This is a genomic window from Pseudomonas sp. SLBN-26 (assembly GCF_006715895.1).
GTDB lineage: Bacteria > Pseudomonadota > Gammaproteobacteria > Pseudomonadales > Pseudomonadaceae > Metapseudomonas > Metapseudomonas otitidis.
This window is the reverse complement of sequence record NZ_VFOB01000001.1, coordinates 1,324,664-1,346,965: the sequence shown is the minus strand read 5'-3', so window position 1 is coordinate 1,346,965 and position 22,302 is coordinate 1,324,664. Positions and strand designations below refer to the sequence as shown.

General features: G+C 66.8%; 17 protein-coding genes. 5 read left to right on the top strand and 12 right to left on the bottom strand.

Annotated elements, in window-relative coordinates:
• Nucleotides 1–46 precede the first annotated feature (46 nt).
• Nucleotides 47–712, top strand: a complete 666-nt coding sequence (locus FBY21_RS06255) for a response regulator (RefSeq protein WP_044407692.1) — start codon at nucleotides 47–49, stop codon at nucleotides 710–712.
• Complete coding sequence (locus FBY21_RS06250) at nucleotides 709–2,112, top strand: ATP-binding protein (RefSeq protein WP_044407681.1); 1,404 nt, start codon at nucleotides 709–711, stop codon at nucleotides 2,110–2,112. Before FBY21_RS06255 ends, FBY21_RS06250 begins: the two co-directional genes overlap by 4 nt.
• 3 nt (nucleotides 2,113–2,115) lie before the next feature.
• Here the strand turns inward: FBY21_RS06250 and FBY21_RS06245 are convergent, their stop codons facing one another.
• The 10 genes from FBY21_RS06245 to FBY21_RS06200 form a co-directional block, all read right to left on the bottom strand.
• Complete coding sequence (locus FBY21_RS06245) at nucleotides 2,116–2,934, bottom strand: hypothetical protein (protein WP_313904170.1); 819 nt, start codon at nucleotides 2,932–2,934, stop codon at nucleotides 2,116–2,118.
• A 71-nt stretch (nucleotides 2,935–3,005) separates the two neighbouring features.
• Nucleotides 3,006–3,524, bottom strand: coding sequence for a hypothetical protein (locus FBY21_RS06240; RefSeq protein ID WP_142009540.1), 519 nt, complete (start codon nucleotides 3,522–3,524; stop codon nucleotides 3,006–3,008).
• A 92-nt stretch (nucleotides 3,525–3,616) separates the two neighbouring features.
• Nucleotides 3,617–4,354: a uroporphyrinogen-III C-methyltransferase gene (cobA, locus tag FBY21_RS06235; protein ID WP_142009537.1), complete on the bottom strand. Its 738-nt coding sequence runs from the start codon at nucleotides 4,352–4,354 to the stop codon at nucleotides 3,617–3,619.
• An 11-nt stretch (nucleotides 4,355–4,365) separates the two neighbouring features.
• The gene (locus tag FBY21_RS06230) at nucleotides 4,366–7,065 is read right to left on the bottom strand and encodes a nitrate reductase (RefSeq protein ID WP_142009535.1); all 2,700 of its coding nucleotides are present in this window, start codon (nucleotides 7,063–7,065) and stop codon (nucleotides 4,366–4,368) included.
• 17 nt (nucleotides 7,066–7,082) lie between these two features.
• Nucleotides 7,083–7,406 (bottom strand): nitrite reductase small subunit NirD, encoded by a 324-nt coding sequence (nirD, locus tag FBY21_RS06225; RefSeq protein WP_044407664.1) that lies wholly within the window; start codon nucleotides 7,404–7,406, stop codon nucleotides 7,083–7,085.
• Between the two features lie 41 nt (nucleotides 7,407–7,447).
• A complete protein-coding gene (nirB, locus tag FBY21_RS06220) occupies nucleotides 7,448–9,898 on the bottom strand; it encodes a nitrite reductase large subunit NirB (RefSeq protein WP_142009533.1) in 2,451 nt (816 codons plus the stop codon).
• 242 nt (nucleotides 9,899–10,140) lie between these two features.
• The gene (locus tag FBY21_RS06215; protein WP_142009530.1) at nucleotides 10,141–11,820 is read right to left on the bottom strand and encodes a bifunctional protein-serine/threonine kinase/phosphatase; all 1,680 of its coding nucleotides are present in this window, start codon (nucleotides 11,818–11,820) and stop codon (nucleotides 10,141–10,143) included.
• Nucleotides 11,817–13,025, bottom strand: a complete 1,209-nt coding sequence (locus FBY21_RS06210) for an MFS transporter (protein WP_142009528.1) — start codon at nucleotides 13,023–13,025, stop codon at nucleotides 11,817–11,819. The genes FBY21_RS06215 and FBY21_RS06210 overlap by 4 nt, the downstream gene beginning before the upstream one ends.
• A 421-nt stretch (nucleotides 13,026–13,446) precedes the next feature.
• Nucleotides 13,447–14,025 carry an ANTAR domain-containing response regulator gene (locus FBY21_RS06205; protein ID WP_069561374.1) on the bottom strand — a complete coding sequence of 193 codons (579 nt, stop codon included), beginning with the start codon at nucleotides 14,023–14,025 and terminating at the stop codon, nucleotides 13,447–13,449.
• 16 nt (nucleotides 14,026–14,041) lie between these two features.
• A complete protein-coding gene (locus FBY21_RS06200; RefSeq protein WP_142009526.1) occupies nucleotides 14,042–15,253 on the bottom strand; it encodes a CmpA/NrtA family ABC transporter substrate-binding protein in 1,212 nt (403 codons plus the stop codon).
• Between the two features lie 314 nt (nucleotides 15,254–15,567).
• On the opposite strand from FBY21_RS06200, the gene FBY21_RS06195 reads away from it, so the two are divergent.
• The 3 genes from FBY21_RS06195 (at nucleotide 15,568) to FBY21_RS06185 (ending at nucleotide 19,099) form a co-directional block, all read left to right on the top strand.
• Nucleotides 15,568–16,227 (top strand): hypothetical protein, encoded by a 660-nt coding sequence (locus FBY21_RS06195; RefSeq protein WP_142009524.1) that lies wholly within the window; start codon nucleotides 15,568–15,570, stop codon nucleotides 16,225–16,227.
• 529 nt (nucleotides 16,228–16,756) lie between these two features.
• Nucleotides 16,757–17,899: a nucleoid-associated protein gene (locus tag FBY21_RS06190; RefSeq protein ID WP_142009521.1), complete on the top strand. Its 1,143-nt coding sequence runs from the start codon at nucleotides 16,757–16,759 to the stop codon at nucleotides 17,897–17,899.
• Complete coding sequence (locus tag FBY21_RS06185; RefSeq protein ID WP_142009519.1) at nucleotides 17,900–19,099, top strand: hypothetical protein; 1,200 nt, start codon at nucleotides 17,900–17,902, stop codon at nucleotides 19,097–19,099.
• Nucleotides 19,100–19,315: 216 nt separating this feature from the next.
• On the opposite strand, the gene FBY21_RS06180 is transcribed toward FBY21_RS06185, so the two are convergent.
• Both FBY21_RS06180 and FBY21_RS06175 read right to left on the bottom strand, forming a co-directional pair.
• A complete protein-coding gene (locus tag FBY21_RS06180) occupies nucleotides 19,316–19,813 on the bottom strand; it encodes a Bro-N domain-containing protein (RefSeq protein WP_142009516.1) in 498 nt (165 codons plus the stop codon).
• Between the two features lie 472 nt (nucleotides 19,814–20,285).
• A complete protein-coding gene (locus FBY21_RS06175) occupies nucleotides 20,286–22,286 on the bottom strand; it encodes a peptidase U32 family protein (RefSeq protein WP_044407649.1) in 2,001 nt (666 codons plus the stop codon).
• Nucleotides 22,287–22,302: the final 16 nt, after the last annotated feature.

Below are 22,302 nucleotides of genomic sequence, written 5' to 3'. Positions count from 1 at the left end.
CAGCGAATTCCCATCATGACCGCCACCGAACGATGGAGAGCGCCCCATGCGTGTGCTGCTGGTCGAAGATGATGCCGCCCTGGCCCAGGGCATTCGCGTGGCCCTGCGCAAGGAGGGTTACACCCTCGACTGGGTGGCCGACGGCGTGGAGGCCGGCCATGCCTTGCGCAGCGAGGCCTTCGACCTGGTGCTGCTGGACCTGGGCCTGCCGCGCCAGGACGGCCTCACCCTGCTGCGCCAGCTGCGCAGCCGGCCGGAGACCCAGGTGCCGGTGCTGGTGCTCACCGCCCGCGACGGCAAGGCCGACCGCATCCAGGGGCTGGATGCCGGCGCCGACGACTATCTGGTCAAGCCGGTGGACCTGGACGAACTCAAGGCTCGCATCCGCGCCCTGCTGCGCCGTTGCCAGGGGCGAGCGCAGCCGCTGCTGGAGCATGCCGGCGTCAGCCTCGATCCGGCGACCCAGGAGGTGCGCTACCACGGGCAGACGGTGGCGATGACGCCCATGGAGTACCAGCTGCTGCACCAGTTGCTGGTGCGCCCTGGGGCGGTGGTCACCCGTGAGCGCCTCAGCCACACCCTCTACGGCTGGAACGAGAGCGGCCCCGGCAACACCCTCGAAGTACTGATCCACAACCTGCGCAAGAAGCTCGACAGCGGCCTGATCCGCACTGTGCGCGGGGTCGGTTACCTGGTGGAGCGCGCGCCATGATCGCCATTCGCACCCGCATCCTCGCGCCGACCCTGGCGCTGTTCCTGATCGGTAGCCTGGTGCTGGGCCTGTTGGCGGTGCGTGACAGCCACCGGGAAATCGAAGGCATCTACGACGCCCAGCTGCTGCAGACCGCCCGCCTGCTGCAGGGCGTGCTGCGACAGCCGGGCCTGGAGCGCGCCGACTGGGCGAGCCTGCGCCAGGCGCTGGACCAGGCCATGGAGCGCTCCGCAGAAGGCGTGCTGACCCACCCCTACGAGATCGACGTGGCCTTCCAGATCTGGTCCCGCGATGGCCGCCTGCTGCTGCGTTCCGACGACGCCCCGGCGCTGGAGAAACCCCCGGCGGTGGGCGTGCAGGACTTCATCGTCGACGGCCACGAATGGTGCGGCGTGCTGCTGGACGACGCCGAGCAGGGCCTGCTGATCTGGGTCGGCGAGCGAGACGACCTGCGCCAGGACCTGATCCAGCGCATCGTCCAGCATGCCTTGCTGCCCAGCCTGGTGGGGCTGCCGCTGCTGGCCCTGGTGATATGGCAACTGCTGGGCTGGGGCCTGCGCCCGCTGCAGCGCCTGGCGCGGCAACTGCGCGCCCGCCCGGTGGACAGCCTGGAACCCCTGGCACGCGGCCCGCTGCCGCCCGAGCTGGAGCCGGTGCGCAGCGCCCTGGACCGCCTGCTGCAGCAACTGCGCAACCTGCTGGAGCGCGAGCGGCGCTTCATCGCCGATGCCGCCCACGAGCTGCGCACGCCCCTGGCCATTCTCGACATCCACGCCCGCAACGCCCGTCAGGCCGACAACGACCAGGAGCGTGACGAGGCCCTGGCCTTCCTCCAGCAGGGCGTGGGCCGCGCCACCCGCATCGCCAGCCAGCTGCTCACCATGGCCCGCCTGGAGCCGGAGATCGACACCCGGCAGCCCGTGGACCTGCCGGCCCTGGTGCGCGAGGAGTTGGCGGAGCTGACGCCGCTGGCCCTGCGCCAGGACGTGGAACTGGTGCTGGAAGGGGAGCCCGCGTGCCCGGTGCAGGGCGAGGAAGCCTCGCTGTCGATCCTGTTGCAGAACCTCATCAGCAATGCCCTGACCTTCACCCCGCCCGGCAGCGAGGTGCGGGTGCAGGTGGACGCCCTCGGCCAGGGCGTGCGCCTGCGGGTCCTGGACCAGGGGCCGGGGGCCAGCGAAGCCGAACTGGCGCGCCTCTGCGACCGTTTCTACAGCGCCGGCAACCCCCAGGGTGCGGGCCTGGGGCTGGCCATCGTGGAGATGATCAGCCGCCGCCTCGGCGCTTCGTTGCGCTTGAGCAACCGCGCCGAAGGCGGCTTCTGCGTGGAGTTGCTGTTCCCGCTGTTGGGCGGCGCGCGACCAGGGGCCCCGCTGGAGGGCCTGGCCGGGCGTCGCTGAGGTTCAGTCGACGCTCAGGGTGCCCCAGAAGGTGTCGGTGGATGAGTAGGGGTAGGTCTTGCCGTCGTATTGCAGGGTCTTCTTCACCGTGCGCAGCGGCTTGTCGTCGTCGTCGCTCACCTGGGCGGAGAGGATCAGGTCGGCGAACCCGTGGCTGCTCTTCGGGCCGATGGCCAGGGTCATCCGCGCGTGCTCGGAGCGGAAGCGGTCGTTGTTCACGCAACTGGTGCCCTGCACGGTGATCCACTCCCGCAGGTAGCCGGTGAATACCGGGCGTAGGGTGGCGGCCTCGCCGGGGACGAACAGCGTCAGCTCGTCGAACTGACCCGCGTCCGGGCAACTGGGCCCACGGGCCTGGCTGCTGATCACCACGCCGAAGGCACGCACGTCCTTGGCCAGGCGGTAGCGCGCGGTGTCCAGCCAGAGGCTGTCGGCGCTGATCTCCAGCAGGGCGTCTTCTTCCAGGTTGCCTTCGTGGCGCTCCAGGATGCGCCCGCTGGCGCTGTCCACCCGTGCCACCAGCAGGTGCAGCAGGCGTTCACCGGGCGTGCCAGCGCTGGCGTCGCTGTCGTAGGCCAGGGCCACCACGCTCTGCCGGGCGTCGTCCGGCCAGCGCTTGCAGGCGGCGGCCACCAGCGGGCCTTCGCTGTCGTAGCTCGGCTGTTGCCAGCCTTTCTGGCCCAGTTGCTGGGCGATGCCGTTCAGCAACGCGGGCTCACAGGGCTGTGCATCGCGGGCCCAGGCGGGGTTGGCCAAGCTGGCGGCGGCCGCCAGCAGCCAGGGCAGGGCGCGGAGCAGGGGGCGATGGAGGCGACGGTCCATGTGCGGGTGTCCTGAGTGGAGAGAAGGGTGGGGCATTCTAGCGCCCGGCGGGGCTTGGCGGCGTACGCCGGTCAGCCGTCGAACACCTGGCAGCCGAAGTAGAACGTCCCGGGCGGCGAGGCGCTGTCGGTGCCGACGAAGAAGGCATCCGGGAAGGGGGTGTCGTCGGAGGCCTGGCCGACCTCCTTGCGGTACTGCCCACGCCCCCAGCCGCTGGTGGCCAGTTCATCCTTGGGCACGGGCTGCACGCCGGTCCTGCCGACGAAGGCCGCCAGGTCGCCGGTGGCTTGCGCGTAGAACACCGCGCCGCTGTCGCCCCGGTACCAGAGGGTGGAGATCGGCACGCCCAGCACCTCGACCGGTTGCGGCAGGTGGTACTCCAGGTCGATCAGGCCGTCTTCGTCGTGGTCCACGGCGACGATGCCGTTGGCCTTGAACAGCGCCTTCACTGCGTCGTCGCGGGCATCCAGCGGGGCCTGCCGGCAGGTCAGCGCCTTCTCCAGCGCACCGACCACCTGGGCGTCCAGCGCGAAGGCGGGTGAGCTGGCCCAGAGCAGGGCGAGGAGGGCAATGGGATTCCTGGGCTTCACGGGACGGTCTCCTTGATGGTCAGCGGGCGGGCATTCTAGCGCGCCCATGGCCGCGTACCGTGATGTGCTGGGCGCTTCCGCAACCGTCCCCGTCAGGCACTCAGGGGCAGGGCGCTGACCGCCGCCTCGGCCGCCACCTCGCCGATCACCAGGATCGCCGGGCTGCTCAGGCGGAAGGCGCTGGCGTCCTGCAACAGGGTGGCCAGGGTGCTGCGGCGCTCGCGCTGTTCGGGGAGCGAGGCGTTCTCGATCATCGCCAGCGGCATGCCCGGCGCCATTCCGCCGGCGAGCAGCCCGGCCTGCAAGGCGGCCAGCCGGGCGACGCCCATGTACACCACCAGGGTGGTGCCGCTGGCGGCCAGAGCGTCCCACTCCGGCTCGCTGTCGTCCTGGGTGTGGGCGGTGACCAGGGTCACGCCACGGCTGACGCCCCGCAGCGTGAGCGGGATGCCGCAGGCGGTGGCGCCGGCCAGCCCGGCGGTGATGCCGTTGACCAGTTCGCAGTCCACGCCGCGCTCCGCCAGCCAGGCGGCTTCCTCGCCGCCACGCCCGAAGATGCACGGGTCGCCGCCCTTGAGCCGCACCACACAGCGCCCCTGGCGGGCGTAGCGCAGCATCAGGCGGTGGATGAAGGCCTGGGGCGTGGAGCGGCAGCCGCCACGCTTGCCCACCCGCACCACCCGTGCGCCGGGGCAGTGCACGAGCAGGGCCGGGTTCACCAGATCGTCGATCATCACCACGTCAGCCGCGCCCAGTACGCGGGCGGCCTTCAGGGTCAGCAGTTCGGGATCACCGGGGCCCGCGCCCACCAGCCAGACCTTGCCGTTCATGTGCAACCTCCTCAGGCGCTTGCCCGTTGTGGCGCCGCCAGCAGGCGGCGGATTTCCGGTATGCAGGAGCCGCAGCGGGTGCCGCAACCGAGCTCCTCCTTCAGGCCCGCCAGGTCCAGCCCCCGGGCGATGCCGGCCAGCACCGCCGGCTGGCTGATGTTCATGCAGGTGCACAGGGTGCGCGCGGCGGCGGGGGTGCCGCTGGGCGGTGTGCTCAGGGGCGCCAGCAACCAGCGGCGCAGGCTTTCGTCGGCGCGGCCTTCCTGCCAGAGGCCCTTGAGCCAGTCCCGCGCGGCCGTTTCGCCTGCGAGGCGCAGGGCGGTGATGCGGCCGCCCTCGATGCGCACCCGCTTGCCCACTGCGCGGCGCGGGTCGTCGTAGGCCAGCACCGGGCCGTCCAGCAGCCCCAGGGCCTGGTCGATGCGCTGCAGCAACGCCGGATCGGGGGCCTCGCCGTGGGCAGCGCGGATCACCAGGGCGCCGCGCTCGTGGCCGCTGGGCACCAGGCTGGCGTAGGCAAAGGCGTCGCAGAGCGGGCGCAGGGTGGTGAAGGCGGCCTGCAGGTCGCCCTCCACCAGGGCGAACAGCTGCCAGGGCAGCGCCACCGGCTCCACCTCCACACAGGCGTGCTTGAGCTCCGGTTGGCGCGACAGCGGATCCCGCGCCGGGCTGGTCAGGCGGTTGCTGCCCAGCCCGGTGAGGAAGCGGTCGCCCCAGTGCATCGGCAGGAAGGCCTGGCCGGGGCGCAGCGCGTCATCGGTGACGGCGGGCAGCAGCAGTTCGCCGCGGCGGCTGCGCACCCGCACCAATTGGCCGTCGACGAGCCGGCGCCGACGCATGTCCTCCGGGTGCAGGCCGAGTTGCGGCCCGTCCACATGGCCGAACAGCCGGGGCAGGGTGCCGGTGCGGCTCATGCCGTGCCACTGGTCGCGCAGGCGCCCGGTGTTGAGCACCAGTGGGTAGCGCGCATCGCGGCGCTCCACCGGCGGCCGGTAGGCCTCGGCGATGAAGCGGGCGCGGCCGTCGGCGGTGGCGAAGCGCCGGTCGCCGTACAGGCGTGGCGTGCCGGCCTGGGCTCCGGCGGGAAAGGGCCATTGCTGGGGGCCGAGGCGCTCCAGCAGGGCGTGGGAGAGGCCGCTGAGGTCCAGGTCGCGGCCGGCGGTCAGCCCCTTGTACTCGTCGAACAGCGCTGCCGGGCCGTCGAAGTCGAACAGGCTCGGCTGGCCAGGGCGCAAGCGGCGTTCCAGGCGGCGGGCGAAATCGCAGGCGATGGCCCAGTCGGGGCGCGCCTCGCCGGGCGCCGGGACGGCCTGGTGCACGCGGCTGATGCGCCGCTCGGAGTTGGTCACGGTGCCGTCCTTCTCGCCCCAGCTGGCGGCGGGCAGCAGCAGGTCTGCGTGGCGGCAGGTCTCGGTGGTGGCGAAGGCCTCCTGCACCACCACGAAGGGGCAGGCGGCCAGGGCCTCGTGCACCTGTGCCTGGTCCGGCAGGGACTGGGCCGGGTTGGTGCAGACGATCCACAGCGCGCGGATGCTCCCCTCGCGCACGGCTTCGAACAGCTCCAGGGCGGCCAGCCCCGGCGCCCCCGGCAGGGCCGGCACGCCCCAGTAGGCGGCCACCTCCTGCCGGTGCCCGGCATCGCCCGCTTCCCGGTGGCCGGGCAGCAGGTTGCTCAGGCTGCCGGTTTCGCGGCCGCCCATGGCGTTGGGCTGGCCGGTGAGGGAGAAGGGCCCGGTGCCCGGCCGGCCGATCTGCCCGGTGGCCAGGTGCAGGTTGATCAGCGCGCTGTTCTTGGCGCTGCCGGCGCTGGACTGGTTGAGCCCCATGCACCACAGCGAGAGCAGGCGCGGCGTGCGTCCGATCCATTCGGCGCAGCGCTGCAGGTCGGCCGCGTCGATGCCGCAGGTCTGCGCCACCTGCGCCGGCCCGTAGTCGCGCACCAGCGCCTTGAGGGCGTCGAAGCCCTCGGTGTGCGCGGCGATGAAGCCGTGGTCCACCCAGCCTTCCCACAGCAGGAGGTGCAGCAGCCCGTGGAACAGCGCCACGTCGGTGCCGGGGAGGATCGCCAGGTGCAGGTCGGCCAGCTCGCAGGTATCGGTGCGCCGAGGGTCGATGACGATCACCTTCATCTCGGGGCGCTGCGCCTTGGCTGCCTCCAGGCGCCGGAACAGCACCGGGTGGGCGAAGGCCATGTTGCTGCCGACGATCAGCACGCAGTCGGCCTGTTCGATGTCCTCGTAGGAACAGGGCGGGGCGTCGGCGCCCAGGCTGCGCTTGTAGCCGACCACCGCCGAGGACATGCACAGCCGCGAGTTGCTGTCGATGTTGTGGGTGCCCACCAGGGCCCGGGCCAGCTTGTTGAAGGCGTAGTAGTCCTCGGTCAGCAACTGGCCGGAGACGTAGAACGCCACGCTGTCCGGCCCGTGCTCGGCGAGGGTGGTGGCGAAGCGCTCGGCGGCGTGCTCCAGGGCGGTGTCCCAGTCGGTGGCGCTGCGTGCCAGGCCCTTGGCCAGGCGCAGCTCCGGCTGCAGGGCGCGGGCCGCCGGGTCGCCGCTGAGGTGCAGGCTGGAGCCTTTGCTGCACAGGCGACCGAAATTGGCCGGGTGGGCCGGGTCGCCGGCGACCCCGAGGATGCGCGCGCCGTCGTGTTCGATCAGCACCCCGCAGCCGACGCCGCAGTAACAGCAGGTGGTGGCGGTGGTCCGGGTCATGGGCGGTCCTCGTCGGGTCAGGCGCAGGCCGTGCTGCGCAGGGCCAGCAGCACGCGGCCGCCTTCCACCCGCACCGGGTGCCGGTGGGCGCAGCCCTGGTCCGGTGCCACCGCCTCGCCGGAGGCGAGTTCGATGTGCCAGGCGTGCAGCGGGCAGGCCACGCGCTTGCCGTAGACCAGCCCCTGGGACAGCGGGCCGCCCTTGTGCGGGCAGCGGTCGTCGAGGGCGAAGACTTCGTCTTCGGCGGTGCGGAACACGGCGATGTCGCCGTCGGGGCCGGCGACGATGCGCGAGCCCAGCGGGTTGATCTCGTCCAGGGCACAGATGTCGAGCCAGTTCATGGGGCGTTCTCCAGGTCGGGTCGGGTGGGCGGCACGACGCCTCAGGCGTCGGCCAGTGCCTTCACGGGGATGCGTTGGAATTCCTTCTTCAGGGCCGGTTCGGCGATGCGCGCCTGCCACGGGTCCTGTTCGAAGGACAGGGCGTATTGCAGGCGCTGGCTGAGCGCACGGCGGTTGTCGGCGTTCTCCAGCACCGCCTGGCGGATGTGCGCCATGCCCACCCGTTGCAGGTAGTGCACGGTGCGTTCGAGGTAGAAGGCTTCCTCGCGGTAGAGCTGGAGGAAGGCACCGCTGTATTCGCGCACCTCGTCGGCGGTCTTGAGCTTGACGAAGAACTCCGCCACTTCGGTGCGGATTCCACCGTTGCCGCCGATGTACAGCTCCCAGCCGGAGTCCACGCCGATAATGCCGATGTCCTTGATGCCGGCCTCGGCGCAATTGCGCGGGCAGCCGGAGACGGCCAGCTTGACCTTGTGCGGCGACCACATGTTGAACAGGTCGTGCTCCAGGTCGATGCCCAACTGGGTGGAATTCTGCGTGCCGAAGCGGCAGAACTCGCTGCCGACGCAGGTCTTCACCGTGCGGATGGACTTGCCGTAGGCGTGGCCGGAGGGCATGTCCAGGTCCTTCCAGACTCCGGGCAGGTCCTCCTTGCGGATGCCCAGCAGGTCGATGCGCTGGCCGCCGGTGACCTTGACCATGGGCACGTGGTACTTGTCCGCCACGTCGGCGATGCGGCGCAGCTCGGCGGCGCTGGTGACGCCGCCCCACATGCGCGGTACCACCGAGTAGGTGCCGTCCTTCTGGATGTTGGCGTGGGCGCGCTCGTTGATCAGGCGCGACTGCGGGTCGTCGTGGGCCTCGCCCGGCCAGGTGGAGATCAGGTAGTAGTTCAGCGCCGGGCGGCAGGTGGCGCAGCCGTCCGGGGTAGTCCAGCCCAGCGCGGCCATGGTCTGCCCGAGGTGGGTCAGGTGCTGCTCGCGGATGGCCGCGCGCACCTGCCCATGGTTCAGCTCGGTGCAGCCGCACACGGCCTTTTCGCTCTTGGGCTTCACATCCGCTGCGCCGCCGACGGTGCTGATGAGGATCTGCTCCACCAGCGGTGCGCAGGAGCCGCAGGAGCTGGCGGCCTTGGTGTGCTTCTTCACCTCGTCGACGCTGAACAGGCCGTTGGCCTGGATGGCTTTGACGATGGTGCCCTTGCACACGCCGTTGCAGCCGCACACCTCGGCGCTGTCGGGCATGCTCGCAGCGCTGCTCTGGCCCTGGTGGCCGACGTCGCCCAGGGCGCTCTCGCCGAACATCAGGTGGTCGCGGATACCGCTGATGTCGGCGCCCTCGCGCACCTGGCGGAAGTACCAGCCGCCGTCGGCGGTGTCGCCATAGAGGCAGGCGCCCACCAGCACGTCGTCCTTGATGACGAGCTTCTTGTAGACCCCGCCGATGGGGTCGGAGAGGGTGATGGTCTCGGTGCCGTCGCCACCCATGAAGTCCCCGGCGGAGAACAGGTCGATGCCGGTGACCTTGAGCTTGGTGGAGGTGACCGAGCCCTGGTAGCGGGCGAAGCCGAGCATGGCCAGGTGGTTGGCGCAGACCCGCGCCTGTTCGAACAGCGGCGCCACCAGGCCGTAGGCGATGCCCCGGTGGTTGGCGCATTCGCCGACGGCGTACACGCGCGGGTCGTAGGTCTGCAGGGTGTCGTTGACCAGGATGCCGCGGTTGCACGGCAGGCCCGCGCGCTCGGCCAGTTCGGTGTTGGGGCGGATGCCGGCGGCCATCACCACCAGGTCGGCCGGGACCACCTCGCCACCCTTGAACTGCACGGCGCAGACGCGGCCCTCGCCGTTGTCCATCAGCTCGTCGGTGACGGTGTTGAGGCGGAAGTGGATGCCTCGCGCCTCCAGCGCGCTCTGCAGCAGCTTGCCGGCGGTGCGGTCGAGCTGGCGCTCCAGCAGCCAATCGGCCAGGTGCACCACGGTGACGTCCATGCCGCGCTGCTTGAGGCCGTTGGCCGCCTCCAGGCCGAGCAGGCCGCCGCCGATCACCACGGCGTGGCTGTGACGCTGGGCGGCGTCGATCATGGCCTGGGTGTCGGCGATGTCGCGGTAGCCGATCACACCCGCCAGACGGTTGCCCGGCACCGGCAGGATGAAGGGGTTGGAGCCGGTGGCGATCACCAGGCGGTCGTATTCGGCCTGGGTGCCGTCGTCGGCGGTGACCACCCGGCGGCGCCGGTCGATGGCCACCACCTTGCGGTTGAGCAGCAGCTGGATGCGCTGCTCGGCGTACCAGTTGAGGTCGTTGAGGACGATGTCCTCGAAGGCCTGTTCGCCCGCCAGCACCGGCGACAGCAGGATGCGGTTGTAGTTGGGGTGCGGTTCGGCGCCGAACAGGGTGATGTCGTAGAGGTCGGGGGCGAGCTTGAGCAGCTCTTCGAGGGTGCGTACTCCGGCCATGCCGTTGCCGATCATCACCAGCTTGAGTTTCTTCATGCGGAAGGCTCCTGCATAAAAATCCGGGCAAACAAAAAAGGCGTCCCGCTGTTGCCAGCAGGACGCCTTTGTCCAGGTCCCGTTCGATCGGGAAGGGCACCCGCTCGCCGTTGAGCAGGGGCCTGTGAATGTGTCGAAACCTCTCTAGCAGGCAGCGTGCCAACCCGTCGGAGCCCGCCCGGCGCGGCGTTGCGGCACCCGGCACGGTAAAAGCGGGGTGGCGCGTGCGCCGTCCGGGGGCGTCATGCGCCGCCGTGGTGCGCCAGCAGGGCCAGCCCCAGCAGCAGGTTGCCGGCCAGGGCCAGCAGGGCGATGGCGCGCCAGGTGGCGGCCGGCGCCCGTTGCAGCAGGGGGCGCGGGCGGCTGTCGTCGCGGCGCTCGCCGCGCTCCAGTTCCAGCAACCAGTGCTCGGCGGTTTCGTGGCGCTGGGTCGGGTCCAGGGCCAGGGCCTTGTCCAGCAGGGCATCGATCCACGGCGGGACGTCCGGCCGGTAGCGGCTGGCCGGCGTCGGCGGCCCCAGGCGCGGACGCTGGAAGGCCTCCACCTCGCCCTGGGGGAAGTGCTGGGTGAGCAGCCGGTACAGGGTGACGGCGGCGGCGTAGAGGTCCAGCCCCGGTGCCGGCGCTGCACCGGCGTAGGCTTCCGGCGGCAGGTAGCCGGGGGTGCCGGGCAGGCCCGCGTCCGGCTCGGCGGACAGCCCCGGGCAGTAGGCGAGGCCGAAGTCCAGCAGGCGCAGCTGGCCGTCCTCGCCTTGCAGCAGGTTCTCCGGCTTCACGTCGCGGTGCAGCACGTTGCGCCGGTGCAGGGTGCCCAGGGCCTGCAGCAGCTGGCTGGCCACCTGCAGCCAGGCGTCCAGGGGCAGCGGGCCGTCCTCGGCCAGGCGCCGGCCGAGGTCGCGCCCGGGGTATTCGCGCTGCACGTAATAGAGATGCTGGCGCTGGGGCAGGGGGTGCACCTCGGCGAAATGGCGGCCGGCCACCCGGCGCAGGAACCATTCCTCCTGCAGCAGGGCGATGGCCGCCTCCGGTTCGTCGTGGCGCTCGTGGGGCAGGGTCTTCAGCAGCCAGTCCTGGCCAGCGGCATCGCGCACGCGGTACAGCAACGACTGGCGCGAGGCGGCCACCTGGCCCTGCACCCACCAGCCTTCGAACCGTTGGCCGGGGCGCAGCTCGGGGGGCAGGGGGCGGTCGTCCACCTCGGCCATGGCGTCGGCCAGGGCCCGTTCCGGCAGTTGCTGGACCTGTACCAGCAGGGCGCTGGCGTTGTCCTGGCTGCCGGCCAGGTGGGCGGCGCTGACCAGCGCGCGGGCGGCGGCTTCGGGGTCGGCTTCGTCCTGCAGCAGGTGGCGGATGCCGTCGTCGCCGAGGCTGGCCCAGACGCCGTCGCTGACCAGCAGGAAGGCGTCGCCCTCGTGCAGGTGGCCGTCGCGGTAGTCCACCACCAGGTGCTGATCCAGGCCAAGGGCGCGCTTGAGCACATGCTGCATGCCGGGCTGGTCCCATACGTGGTCCTCGGTGAGGCGCTGCAGGCGGCCTTCGTGCCAGCGGTAGGCGCGGCAGTCGCCGACGTGGGCGAGGGTGAAGCGGCGCCCGCGCAGCACCAGGGCGGTGAGGGTGGTGAGCAGCGGCTGGCCGCCGCCGTTGGCGCGCAGCCAGCGGTTGTGGGCCAGCAGCAGGCGGTCCAGGGCCTGGGCCACGGCCCAGGTTTCCGGCGTGGCGTAGTAGTCCAGGGCCAGCGCCTGCAGGGTGGCGCGGGCCGCCAGGCCACCGTCGGCGCACTGGCTGACGCCGTCGGCGAGGGCGAACAGGCTGCCCTTGCTGGCCGCCAGGGGCGCGGCGGGGGTGACCACCCGCAGCGCGTCCTGGTTGTCCCGCCGGGGGCCGGTGGCGCTGGCCTGGCCGACCCGCAGGCGCAGGCTCATACCCGCGCTGCGGTGAGGGCGGCGCTGCCCCAGGTGGTGCGCCAGCGCAGCTTGACGCCGTACAGCCCGACCCAGGCCAGCAGGCCGAGGCTGGCGAACAGCCACAGGCCCAGCTGGTAGTCACCGGTGTGCTGCTTGATGGCGCCGAGCCCGGCGGTGAGGCAGAAGCCGCCGATGCCGCCGGCCATGCCGATCAGCCCGGTCATGACGCCGATCTCCTTGTGGAAGCGTTGCGGCACCAACTGGAACACCGCGCCGTTGCCGGCACCGAGGCTGAGCATGGCGATGACGAACAGCGCCAGGGCGGCGAAGACGCTGCCGAGGTGGAAGCCCACGGCGGCGATGCACAGCGAGGCGAGGGTGTAGACCACCAGCAGGGTGCGGATGCCGCCGATGCGGTCGGCGAAGGCGCCGCCGATGGGGCGCATCAGGCTGCCGGCGAACACGCAGGCGGCGGTGTAGTAACCGGCAGTGACCGGCTCCAGGCCGTACTGGTCGTGAAAGTAGCCGGGCAGGGTGCTGGCCAGGCCGAGGAAGCCGCCGAAGGTGACGCTGTAGAAGAACATGAACCACCAGCTGTCACGGTCACCCAGGGCCTTGAGGTAGTCGCCGAGCGCCTTGGGTGCCGGGCGGTTGGGAGCGTTGCGCGCGGCGATGGCGAAGATCGCCAGGGTCAGCACCAGCGGCACCAGCGCCAGGCCGAACACGTTGTTCCAGCCGTACAGGGCGGCCAGCCCCGGGGCGAACAGCGCCGCCAGCACGGTGCCGGAGTTGCCGGCCCCGGCGATGCCAAGGGCCTTGCCCTGGTGCTGTGGCGGGTACCACTGGGAGGCCAGCGGCAAGGCAACGGCGAACGAGGCTCCGGCGAAGCCGAGGAACACCCCCAGCAGCAGCGCCTGCTCGTAGCTGTGGATGCCCAGCTGCCAGGCACCGAACAGCGCGCCGATGACGATGACCTGGCCCAGCAGGCCGGCACTGCGCGGCGAGGTGCGGTCGGCCAGCAGGCCCATCAGGAAGCGCAGCACGGCGCCGGCCAGGATCGGTGTGGCGACCATCAGGGCGCGCTGCTGGGTGGTCAGCCCCAGGTCGGTGGCGATCTGCACCCCCAGGGGGCCGAGCACGTACCAGACCATGAAACTCAGGTCGAAATAGAGAAAGGCGGCGAACAGGGTCGGGGTGTGGCCCGCTTTCCAGAAACTCGTCATCGAACGAACTCCTCATCTGCATCAGTGGGGAACCGGACGGACCACCCCCGGCAGTGCACGGCGGTTGCGTCCCTCCGGCACATGCGCGCCGGACCGGGTCGGGCGCGCCCGGCCGGTCATGGCCGGGGCTGGATCGGGTGATGTCACACGCGCGGGCGGACTGCGCCGCGCTGCCCCTGCGCCGGGGCTGGAACGCAAAAGGCGCCGCGATCCCGCAACCGGTGGGCTGGGGAAACGCGACGCCTTTGTCGTTCGGTGGGCAACCGCCGTTGGCTACCTGGGGGAGGCTCAGCAAGAGCCGGGCCAAGTGCGGGGAAGGGCTGGCAGGGCAGGCGATACGACGGTTGGCAGGCTGCCGGGGGGATTCATGCCGCTGGGACGATGCCCCGAGCAGGGGCACGCGGCCCCGGCCTGCCCGGCTTCAGTGCCCGAGCATCTCGTGCATGGCGATGATCTGCTCGGCCACCTGGATGAGCTTCTGCTGCCGGCTCATGGCCTGGCGGCGCATGAGGGTGTAGGCCTCCTCTTCGCCGCATTGCTTCATCTTCATCAGCAGGCCCTTGGCCAGCTCCACCCGCTTGCGCTCGGCCAGTTGCTGCTCACGGGCGTTGAGCTGGGCGCGCAGGGCCTGGTCGCTCTCGAAGCGGGCGATGGCGACGTCGAGGATCGGCGCCAGGCGCTGGGCCTGGATGCCCTCCACCACGTAGGCGCTGACGCCGGCCTGGATGGCCTGGCGCATGATCGCCGGGTCGTGTTCGTCGGTGAACATGACGATGGGGCGCGGGCGGTCGCGGCTGACCAGCACCACCTGCTCCATCACGTCGCGGCCGGGGGATTCGGTGTCGATCAGCACCACGTCGGGGCGCACCGCCTCGACCCGGCGCGGCAGGTCGATGTCCAGCCCGGACTCGTCCACCACCTCGAAACCGGCCTCGCTCAGGGCGGCCTTGAGGCGGCCCATCTTCTTCGGGGTGTCGTTGATCAGCAGGATGCGCAGCATGGCGGTCGTCCCTGGGTCAGAGCAGCGGGGCGGTCGCATCGGCGAGCGCGTGCACGGGGAAACGGCGGGCGTAGCCGGCCGGGTCGTCGCCGGTCCAGGCGACGCCATCCATCAGCAGCGCACTGCGCATCGGCGCCGGCACGGCGATGCCGAGGGCCTCGGCGGCGTCGCGGTACAGCGCCAGGCATTGCACCTGGCGGGCAATGGCCAGGTAGTCCGGGTCGTCCCGCAGCAGCCCCCAGCGGCGGAACTGGGTGAGGAACCACAGGCCGTCGGAGAGGTAGGGGCAGGTGGCGCGGCCCTCGTCGAAGAAACGCAGGGGATGGGCGTCTTCCCAGTGGTGGCCGAGGCCGTCGTGGTAGTGGCCGAGAAAGCGCGGCTCGATCACCTCCAGCGGCGCGCCGACGTAAGCCTCGGCGCTGATCAACTGGGCGGTGCTGCGGCGGTTCTCGGGGTTCTGCTCGATGAAGCGGCTGGCGTCCAGCACCGCCATCACCAGGGCGCGGGCGCAGTTGGGGTACTGCTCGACGAAGGCCCGGGTGGCGCCCAGCACCTTCTCGGGGTGGTCCGGCCAGATGGACTGGCTGGTGGCCAGGGTGAAGCCCTGGCCACGCTCCACCGCCAGCGCGCCCCAGGGCCCGCCGGCGCAGAAGCCGTCGATGCGCCCGGCCTGCAAGTGCGCAACCATCTGCGACGGCGGCACCACCTGGGTGTCGACATCGCGCAGCGGGTGGATGCCATGAGCCGCGAGCCAGTAGGCCAGCCACATGGCGTGGGTGCCGGTGGGGAAGGTGTGGGCGAAGGTGAGCCGTGCGCCGTGCTGGTGCACATGGCGCACCAGTGCCTCGGCGTGGGTCACGCCCGCCTGGCGCAACGGCTCGGACAGGTTGATGCCCTGGCCGTTCTGGCTCAGGGCCATGAGCACCGCCATGGGCGTGGCCGGGCTGCCGATGCCCAGGTGGCTGCCGTAGACCTGCCCGTAGAGCGCCTGGGCGGCATCCAGCCGGCCGCTGGTGAGCCCATCGCGCAGCCCCGCCCAGGATGCCTGCCGATGCAGGTTGAGGGTGAGGCCGTAGGGCTGGGCGAAGCCCTGGGTGGCCGCGACGATCAGCGAGGCCGAATCGGTGAGCGGCATGAAGCCGATGTCGAGCGCGCTCTTCTCGGGCGCGTCACTGCCGGCGATCCAGGCCAGGGCATCGCGGCGGGTGGTCGGGCGGGCGTGATCCATGGTGTCCCTGTCCTCGAAATGAAAAGGCGCCGCCCCGACCCTTCGCACAGTGCGATGGCCGTTGGCGGCGCCGTTGCCGTCGGGCCCCGACGGTGGGGCCTGGAGGGGGGATAGCAAGGGGTGTGCCAGGGGCGTTGGGGGTTGAAGCCGAACAGCGCCCGATCCCGACGCCACGGAGCGCCCGTTGTCCCTCGGCTCGCCCTAGTGCCGCTGTGCTAGTTGACGCTCACTCGCACCCGTCGCTAGATTCCGGCCCTTCTTCGCCGCAGGGCCCCTCGCCCCGCAGCCCTCACCGTGGCAAGGAACGGCCCGTCATGCACAAGATCACACCCTTACTGCTCACCAGCGCCCTGGCATTCATCTGCCTGCCCAGCCACGCCGAGTACATCGAGCCCTTCAGCTGCAGGAACGGCTACTTCCCCTCCGAGGGCAAGTTCACCAAGCTCTACACCGTCGTGGGCAAGCACCAGACGCACTTCTTCAAGGACACCGAGGGCTGCCCCGAATCGGAGGGGTGCATGCAGAAGGCCTACGTCATCGAGGGCGATGAGGTGCTGGTCAACAAGATCGAAGGCGACTGGGCCTGTGCTTGGTACCAGGGCAAGAAGCGCGAAACCGTGGGCTGGATCGTGCTGGAGAACCTCGCACCGGCAGCCGACCCCGTGCCCCAGCCCACCGACTGGCTGGGCACCTGGAAGACCCCGGCAAGCTCCATCACCATCGAGCAGCAAGAGCAGGGCAATGGCCTGCACGTGACCGGCGATGCCACCTGGGGCACCGGCGCCAGCACCCACATCGGACAGATCGACGGCACCCTCAAGCCAGAAGGCCGCTACGCGATGACCAAGGAAGGCGACGGCAAGTACGACTGCGCTGTGGAGTTCAGCCGGGTCGGCCGCTTCCTGATCGTGGATGACAACAACAATTGCGGCGGCATGAATGTGAGTTTTGATGGGGTTTACGTCAGGGAGTAGTGGGGCGAGGTGAGTGCACCGATTCAGCGGGGGCAGGAGCCGTGTGACGTTCTGCCCGCGCGCTCTGATTGGCCGCTCGCACCTTGCGAAAGCACCACGATCGAATCGGAACGACTCCATAGCCCGAACGCTGGAGGGGCGTACGGGGCGTAGGGGCGACTTCAGTCGCCAAGGGATGCGCAGCATCCCCCGGTGGCGCCGAATAGCAGGCCTGCAGCCTGCTTGGTGACTAAAGTCGCCCCTACGGAGCGCGCTCTAAGTATTTAGCCCGGTCCAGGTTGCGGCTTTCGCGCTAACACTCCATTTGGTGCTGTGCGCATAGAGGCATCTCTTTGTCGTACGTATGAGTGTTGAGCAGTGAAGAAACCCAAGGTGGAAGTCAGTGGCGACCCGCCACGATCTTCAAGGCATAGGTAGGTGTCGAGAGGTAGAGCAATCTTGGGATCAAGGTCTAGCTGGATGAATGCTCAGTTCAACACCGAACATCGCTGTGCCATTATTTCGACATTAGCCAGAGAGGGAACTCTAGATGTTTGAGTTGAAGAGAGCTGTAATCCATAGCTTCAAGAAAGCTGCGCATACCGATGTGGTTACTGAAGTAGTCAAGAAGAATGTTGTTTTAAAAAACGACAACCCAGCACTCATTGATTTGGCTGAAGGCATCAACGGCCTAATTGGCAAAACAGGTAATAGTGTGGTTTATGGCCAGTTTTCTAATGATGGCCGTCAAGGCCCATTTCCTGAACGCTTCAGCGCTTATACCGAAGAACTGGGAAATGAAGAGAGCTTCTTGGCTCTAACTCATTTGGTTATGGATCAGTTGGTAGAACAGGCTGCAAGGCAGACCTTGTCTACAGGTGGAAAAATTATTTGTGCCCTTTATGAAACACAGGGAGGACGATTTTTCTTAGTGGCCAGCATGAAGGAGCGGGGTGGAATTCAGTTAGACCATGATTATGTCCCAACGCCTGTTCAAGAGATTGATTTGAGTAAGGTTCAACAGGCGGCTCGTGTAAATGTTAATCACTATTTGTATGTGACGCAGCAACTGCCTAGAGAGATTGCCGAGCTAGAAGACGAAGATCAAAAGAGAGAGGCGCTTGAGGAGAAGCGAGATACAACCTATCTATGTTTCATTAGTCGGGGGCGTGATAGTAAAGCCTCCGACTATTTTATCTTTGCTCTGGGTTGCGCTAAGGGCGTTGCGTCAGGTCGTGCTACGAAGAATGCTATAGATTCGATTGTAAAATTTTTCCAAACTAAGCCTGAGCTTAAAGGATATGGGTATAAAGCCAAGGAATCGGTAATAAAATATCTTGAGCAGCAGTTGGCTAATAAAAAGCCAGCAAATCTTGATTCGATATGTCATGCCGCCAAGCAGAATGTGCCGGCGGTACTTGCCGAGTATTTGGTAGATCTTAAAGAGTTTCTCAATGATGAGAATAATCGGGTTCCTGATGAGTTTTCTGTGCATGCCAAGGGGTTGAAAGAGAAAACTCGAATTAGATCTGACTCTTCTAGTTGGTCGATCCAGTTTGATCGCAGCGCGTTGGGTGTGAGGGAAGTTGCTGATGTTTATTATGATAAGGATGCTAAGAAATTGGTGTTGACCAATTTGCCTGATGGATTGATTGATGTTATTGAGGAGGAGTTGGAAAGTAGGGAGATATAAATGTTTTCAAGAGTGGTTAATTTATTTAGATTGGCAGGTCGGCCAAAGATATCTGACGGCACTTTTTCTTATGAAGGCCTATGCAGTCCTGAGTTGGCAGATTCCATCGTTGAATGCCGCGCTCTGGCTCACTTTTACGGTGGGCTTATAGAGGATTATTTAGAAGGAGATCACTGCTCATTTACATTCAAGCTTCCATCCAATGAGCATGGCAAGTTCTATGAAAATATATCATCCTTTCTAAATGCTGGTTCCTCAGTTAATAAGGGTGAATTCCCTTCGAATTTTTATATAGTGGATATTGATTGGGTTGATTCAGATAATGAGGAGCCCGTAGTTATAACCAATCTTCGGAGTGTGTGCAGGCTTGTGCATTTGCTCACATTTCTGGCTGTTGGAGTAGATCGAGAGACAAATCGCAGTTTTTTTAATTTGTTTTTTGCGTTGCCTCAGGATGGTATTAAACCCCCTCGGTCGTTCTTGGTTGCAACTAAAGTAAGTGCTGAGATGCTTGAGTATAAACTCCGGCATTTAGAGTTACTGGCGCAGATACTTGATCCAAAGAATGCAGGTAAGCCAAATCAGGCTGAGCGGTTAATGATGTTTAGTTTGTCAGTGGCTGATGTTCTGGATTCACATGAAGGGGGTGCGGATTCGCTATTGGTTATTGTAAGGGAGTGGGATGCGATCCTTTCGCAGTATCGGATTAATCTTCAGTCATATGTTTATGGTTTTTCTTTTGAGAAGGTCAGGCAAGAGGTTGCGCGCGCAGAGTTGGAGTATGCGAAAAGCCTAAGTTCTATACTGGGCGATATTGCTGGTAAGCTTCTTGCTCTTCCGGTTTCGTTCGCTGGCTTAGTCATTTTGAATAATAGTAGTAATCTGCTTGAGGTTTGGGTTGTCTCGCTTGGGCTCCTTGTCGCTTCCTGTGTTTTGTTGTCGATAATTAAAAATCAGGAGATTCAAGTTGAACGGTTGAAGCATAGTTTTGATATGGTTTTTGAAGGGTTTGAAAGCCGTAAAGATACATATCCTAAGAAAATACAGTCGCTATTGGCACAGACTGTTGAACAGCTTAATAGGCAAGTCAATAAACTTGAGAGAACTTTTTCTCTGTTGGTAAAATTGTCTTGGGTTCCTGTGTGGGGGGTTGTTATTATCTGTATTTTTAAGCTTTTTATGTATTTTCTTGGATTATAAGAAGTTGTGTGAAGTGTATTTTTGATGGTGTTTTTAGATTGATTTGTTAATTGGTTTTTAATGCATTCTTGCTGCGTTTTATTTTTTATATGGCTTTAGGCTTCTGATCGGGTGGCAGGGATTTTGGTGAATTTTTGAATATGGCGCGCAACGCGCTAGCACTATTGCACAAAGAAAACGCCGCACTCCCATGCGGCGTTTTTTCATTTCTGCACTTTAGAAAAACCGCTTCCAACTCGGCCCATCCCCCAGCCGCGGGTCGTCATGCACCGCCATGAAACGCGGCAGGTCCTGCCGGGCGATCCAGGTTTCGCTTTGCCAATGCAGGGCGGCGATGCGCTGGTTGGCCCAGGTCATGAGGATGCGCCTCGGGCTGGCCTGCGGGTCGCGGTGGTAGTCGTGGAGGGTGGGGATCACTTCGTCGCTGAGCCACTGGCTGAGGGCGCAGTGCTCGGGGTGGCCGAAGCGGTAGAGGGCGCGGTAGAGGCCGGCTTCGCTGACCAGTTCCACCTCTTCGCAGCGCCCTGTGCTGTAGCGGAGAAAGGCGAAGCGGAATTGGTGGGGATAGAGGCGTTTGGTCAGGCGGTAGGGCCGGGTGGCGGCGATCATCAGGGCGAAGTCGAGGGCGACGAACCAGGGGCGGTTGTCGATCATGACGGCGCGCAGTTGGTGGCAGTGGCGTTGGAAGGTGATGGGGGTATATGCGTCATGCATGGCGAAGTTCCAATTAAGGTCCATTTGCTTACCGTCAGTTAGGCCAGCCGAGCCGTTTACGGCTTTGCGGGTTTGGCTGAAGGCAACTCGCCTACTAATTCGGGCTGTCAACCCCGGCCACGGGATTGACCGTGACCGGCGCAGGATAGGGAGGGGCAGGTGCGAGGGCAAGAGGTTCGGGCGATGGCGTTCGCGGCGTAGCCCGGACTTCAGTCCGGGAGCGGGTTTTCCTGGGCTGAAGCCCAGGCTACGGGGCCGGGGGGCTTGGGTGCTGTGGGGCGGGGTGGTGGTGGTGTGGCCCGGACTTCAGTCTGGGAATGGGTATTCCTGGGCTGAAGCACAGGCTACGGGGTCCGGGGGCTTGGGTGTTGTGGGGGCGGGGTGGTGGTGGTGTAGCCCGGGCTTCAGTCCGGGAGCGGGTTGTCCTGGGCTGAAGCCCAGGCTACGGGGGCCTGGGCGTTTGGAGGGGCGGTCAGTGCGGGGCGCGGCGGATGGTCTTGAGCAGGTCATCGGGGCTGATCTGGCCGACCACCTGGGACGCGGCGCTGCCGGGTTGGGGCAGGTCGAGGATGTGGCCCTTCATCTTGCCGATGACGTGCATTTCGCAGGGCTTGCAGTCGAACTTCAGGGTCAGCACTTCATCGCCGTGTACCAGCTGCATCGGGGCGACCTTGGTGCGCACGCCGGTGACGCCCTTGGCCTGCTTGGGGCAGAGGTTGAAGGAGAAGCGCAGGCAGTGCTTGGTGATCATCACCGGTACTTCGCCCGCTTCCTCGTGGGCCTCGTAGGCGGCGTCGATCAGCTGCACGCCGTGGCGGTGGTAGAAGTCCCGCGCCTTCTGGTTGTAGACGTTGTAGAGGAACGACAGGTGCGCCTCGGGGTACACCGGCGGCGGGTTGGTTTCGGCCTTGCGGCCGCCACGGGGATGGGCGGCGACGCGGGCTTCGGTGAGCTTCTCGATGGCTTCGCGGCGCAGGGCCTTGAGCTGGGAGTTGGGGATGAAGAAGGCCTGGGGCGCGTCCAGCTCCACGGCGTCGGCGTGGTACATCGTGGTGCCCAGCTGGCCGAGCAGGTCGTGCAGTTGCTCCAGGGCCTGCTCGGGCTTGTTGGCGGCGCCGAAGGGGCCGTCGAGGGCGACGCTGGCGCTGACGCCTTCCTCGCTGGTGGCGGTCAGTTCCAGGCGTTCTTCACGCAGCTTGGCGACCCAGGAGAGGCCGACGCGGCGCTCGGAGGAGGTCTTCTGCAGGGCCTGTTGCCAGTTGTGGTCGAGGTTGCGCGAGAGCGGGTGGTTGGGGCGCAGGCGGAACAGGCCCTCGGGCATCTCGTTGGGCTCGACGCGGTAGCGGTAGCGCTTCTCGCCGTCCTCCTCGAACTCGCCCTTGGGCTCGGCGATGTTGGCGCGGAAGCCCACCACCTCGCGCTTGACCAGCACGTTGAGGCCGTCGCCGTTGGACAGCGGCTCCTGTGTCACCACCAGCAGGTCGCGCTTGTTGACCTTCTCCACATGGCCCACCAGCAGGCCGGTGAAGGTGGGGGAGTCGAAGGCGCCGATGTCGATCTTGCGGTCGGTGACGAAGTAGTCGGTGCTGCCACGGTGGAAGGTCTTGTCCGGGTCGGGCACGAAGAAGTGATCGGTGCGGCCGCTGGAGGCGCGGGCCAGGTCCGGGCGGTTTTCCAGGATGCCGTCCAGGCGCTGGCGGTAGTAGGCGGTGATGTTCTTCACGTAGCCCATGTCCTTGTAGCGCCCTTCGATCTTGAAGGAGCGCACGCCGGCATCCACCAGGGCGCTGAGGTTGGCGCTCTGGTTGTTGTCCTTCATGGACAGCAGGTGCTTCTCGAAGGCGACGACGCGGCCCTGGTCATCCTTCAGGGTGTAGGGCAGGCGGCAGGCCTGGGAGCAGTCGCCCCGGTTGGCGCTGCGGCCGGTCTGGGCGTGGGAGATGTTGCACTGGCCGGAGAAGGCCACACACAGCGCGCCATGGATGAAGAACTCGATGGCGGCGTCGGTCTCGTCGGCGATGGCGCGGATCTGCTGCAGGTTCAGCTCACGGGCCAGCACCAGCTGCGAGAAGCCGGCCTGGTCGAGGAACTTGGCCCGCTCCAGGGTGCGGATGTCGGTCTGGGTGCTGGCGTGCAGCTCGATCGGCGGGATGTCCAGGTCCATCACGCCCATGTCCTGGACGATCAGCGCGTCGACGCCGGCGTCGTACAGCTGGTGGATCAGCGCGCGCGCCGGCTCCAGTTCGTCGTCGTGGAGGATGGTGTTGATGGTGACGAACACGCGGGCGTGGAAGCGGTGGGCGAACTCCACCAGCTGAGCGATATCGGCCACCTCGTTGCAGGCGTTGTGCCGCGCGCCGAAGCTCGGCCCGCCGATGTAGACGGCGTCGGCGCCATGCAGGATGGCCTCGCGGGCGATGTGCACGTCACGGGCGGGGCTGAGCAGTTCGAGGTGGTGCTTGGGCAAGGACATGGTGTTTTTTCTTTAT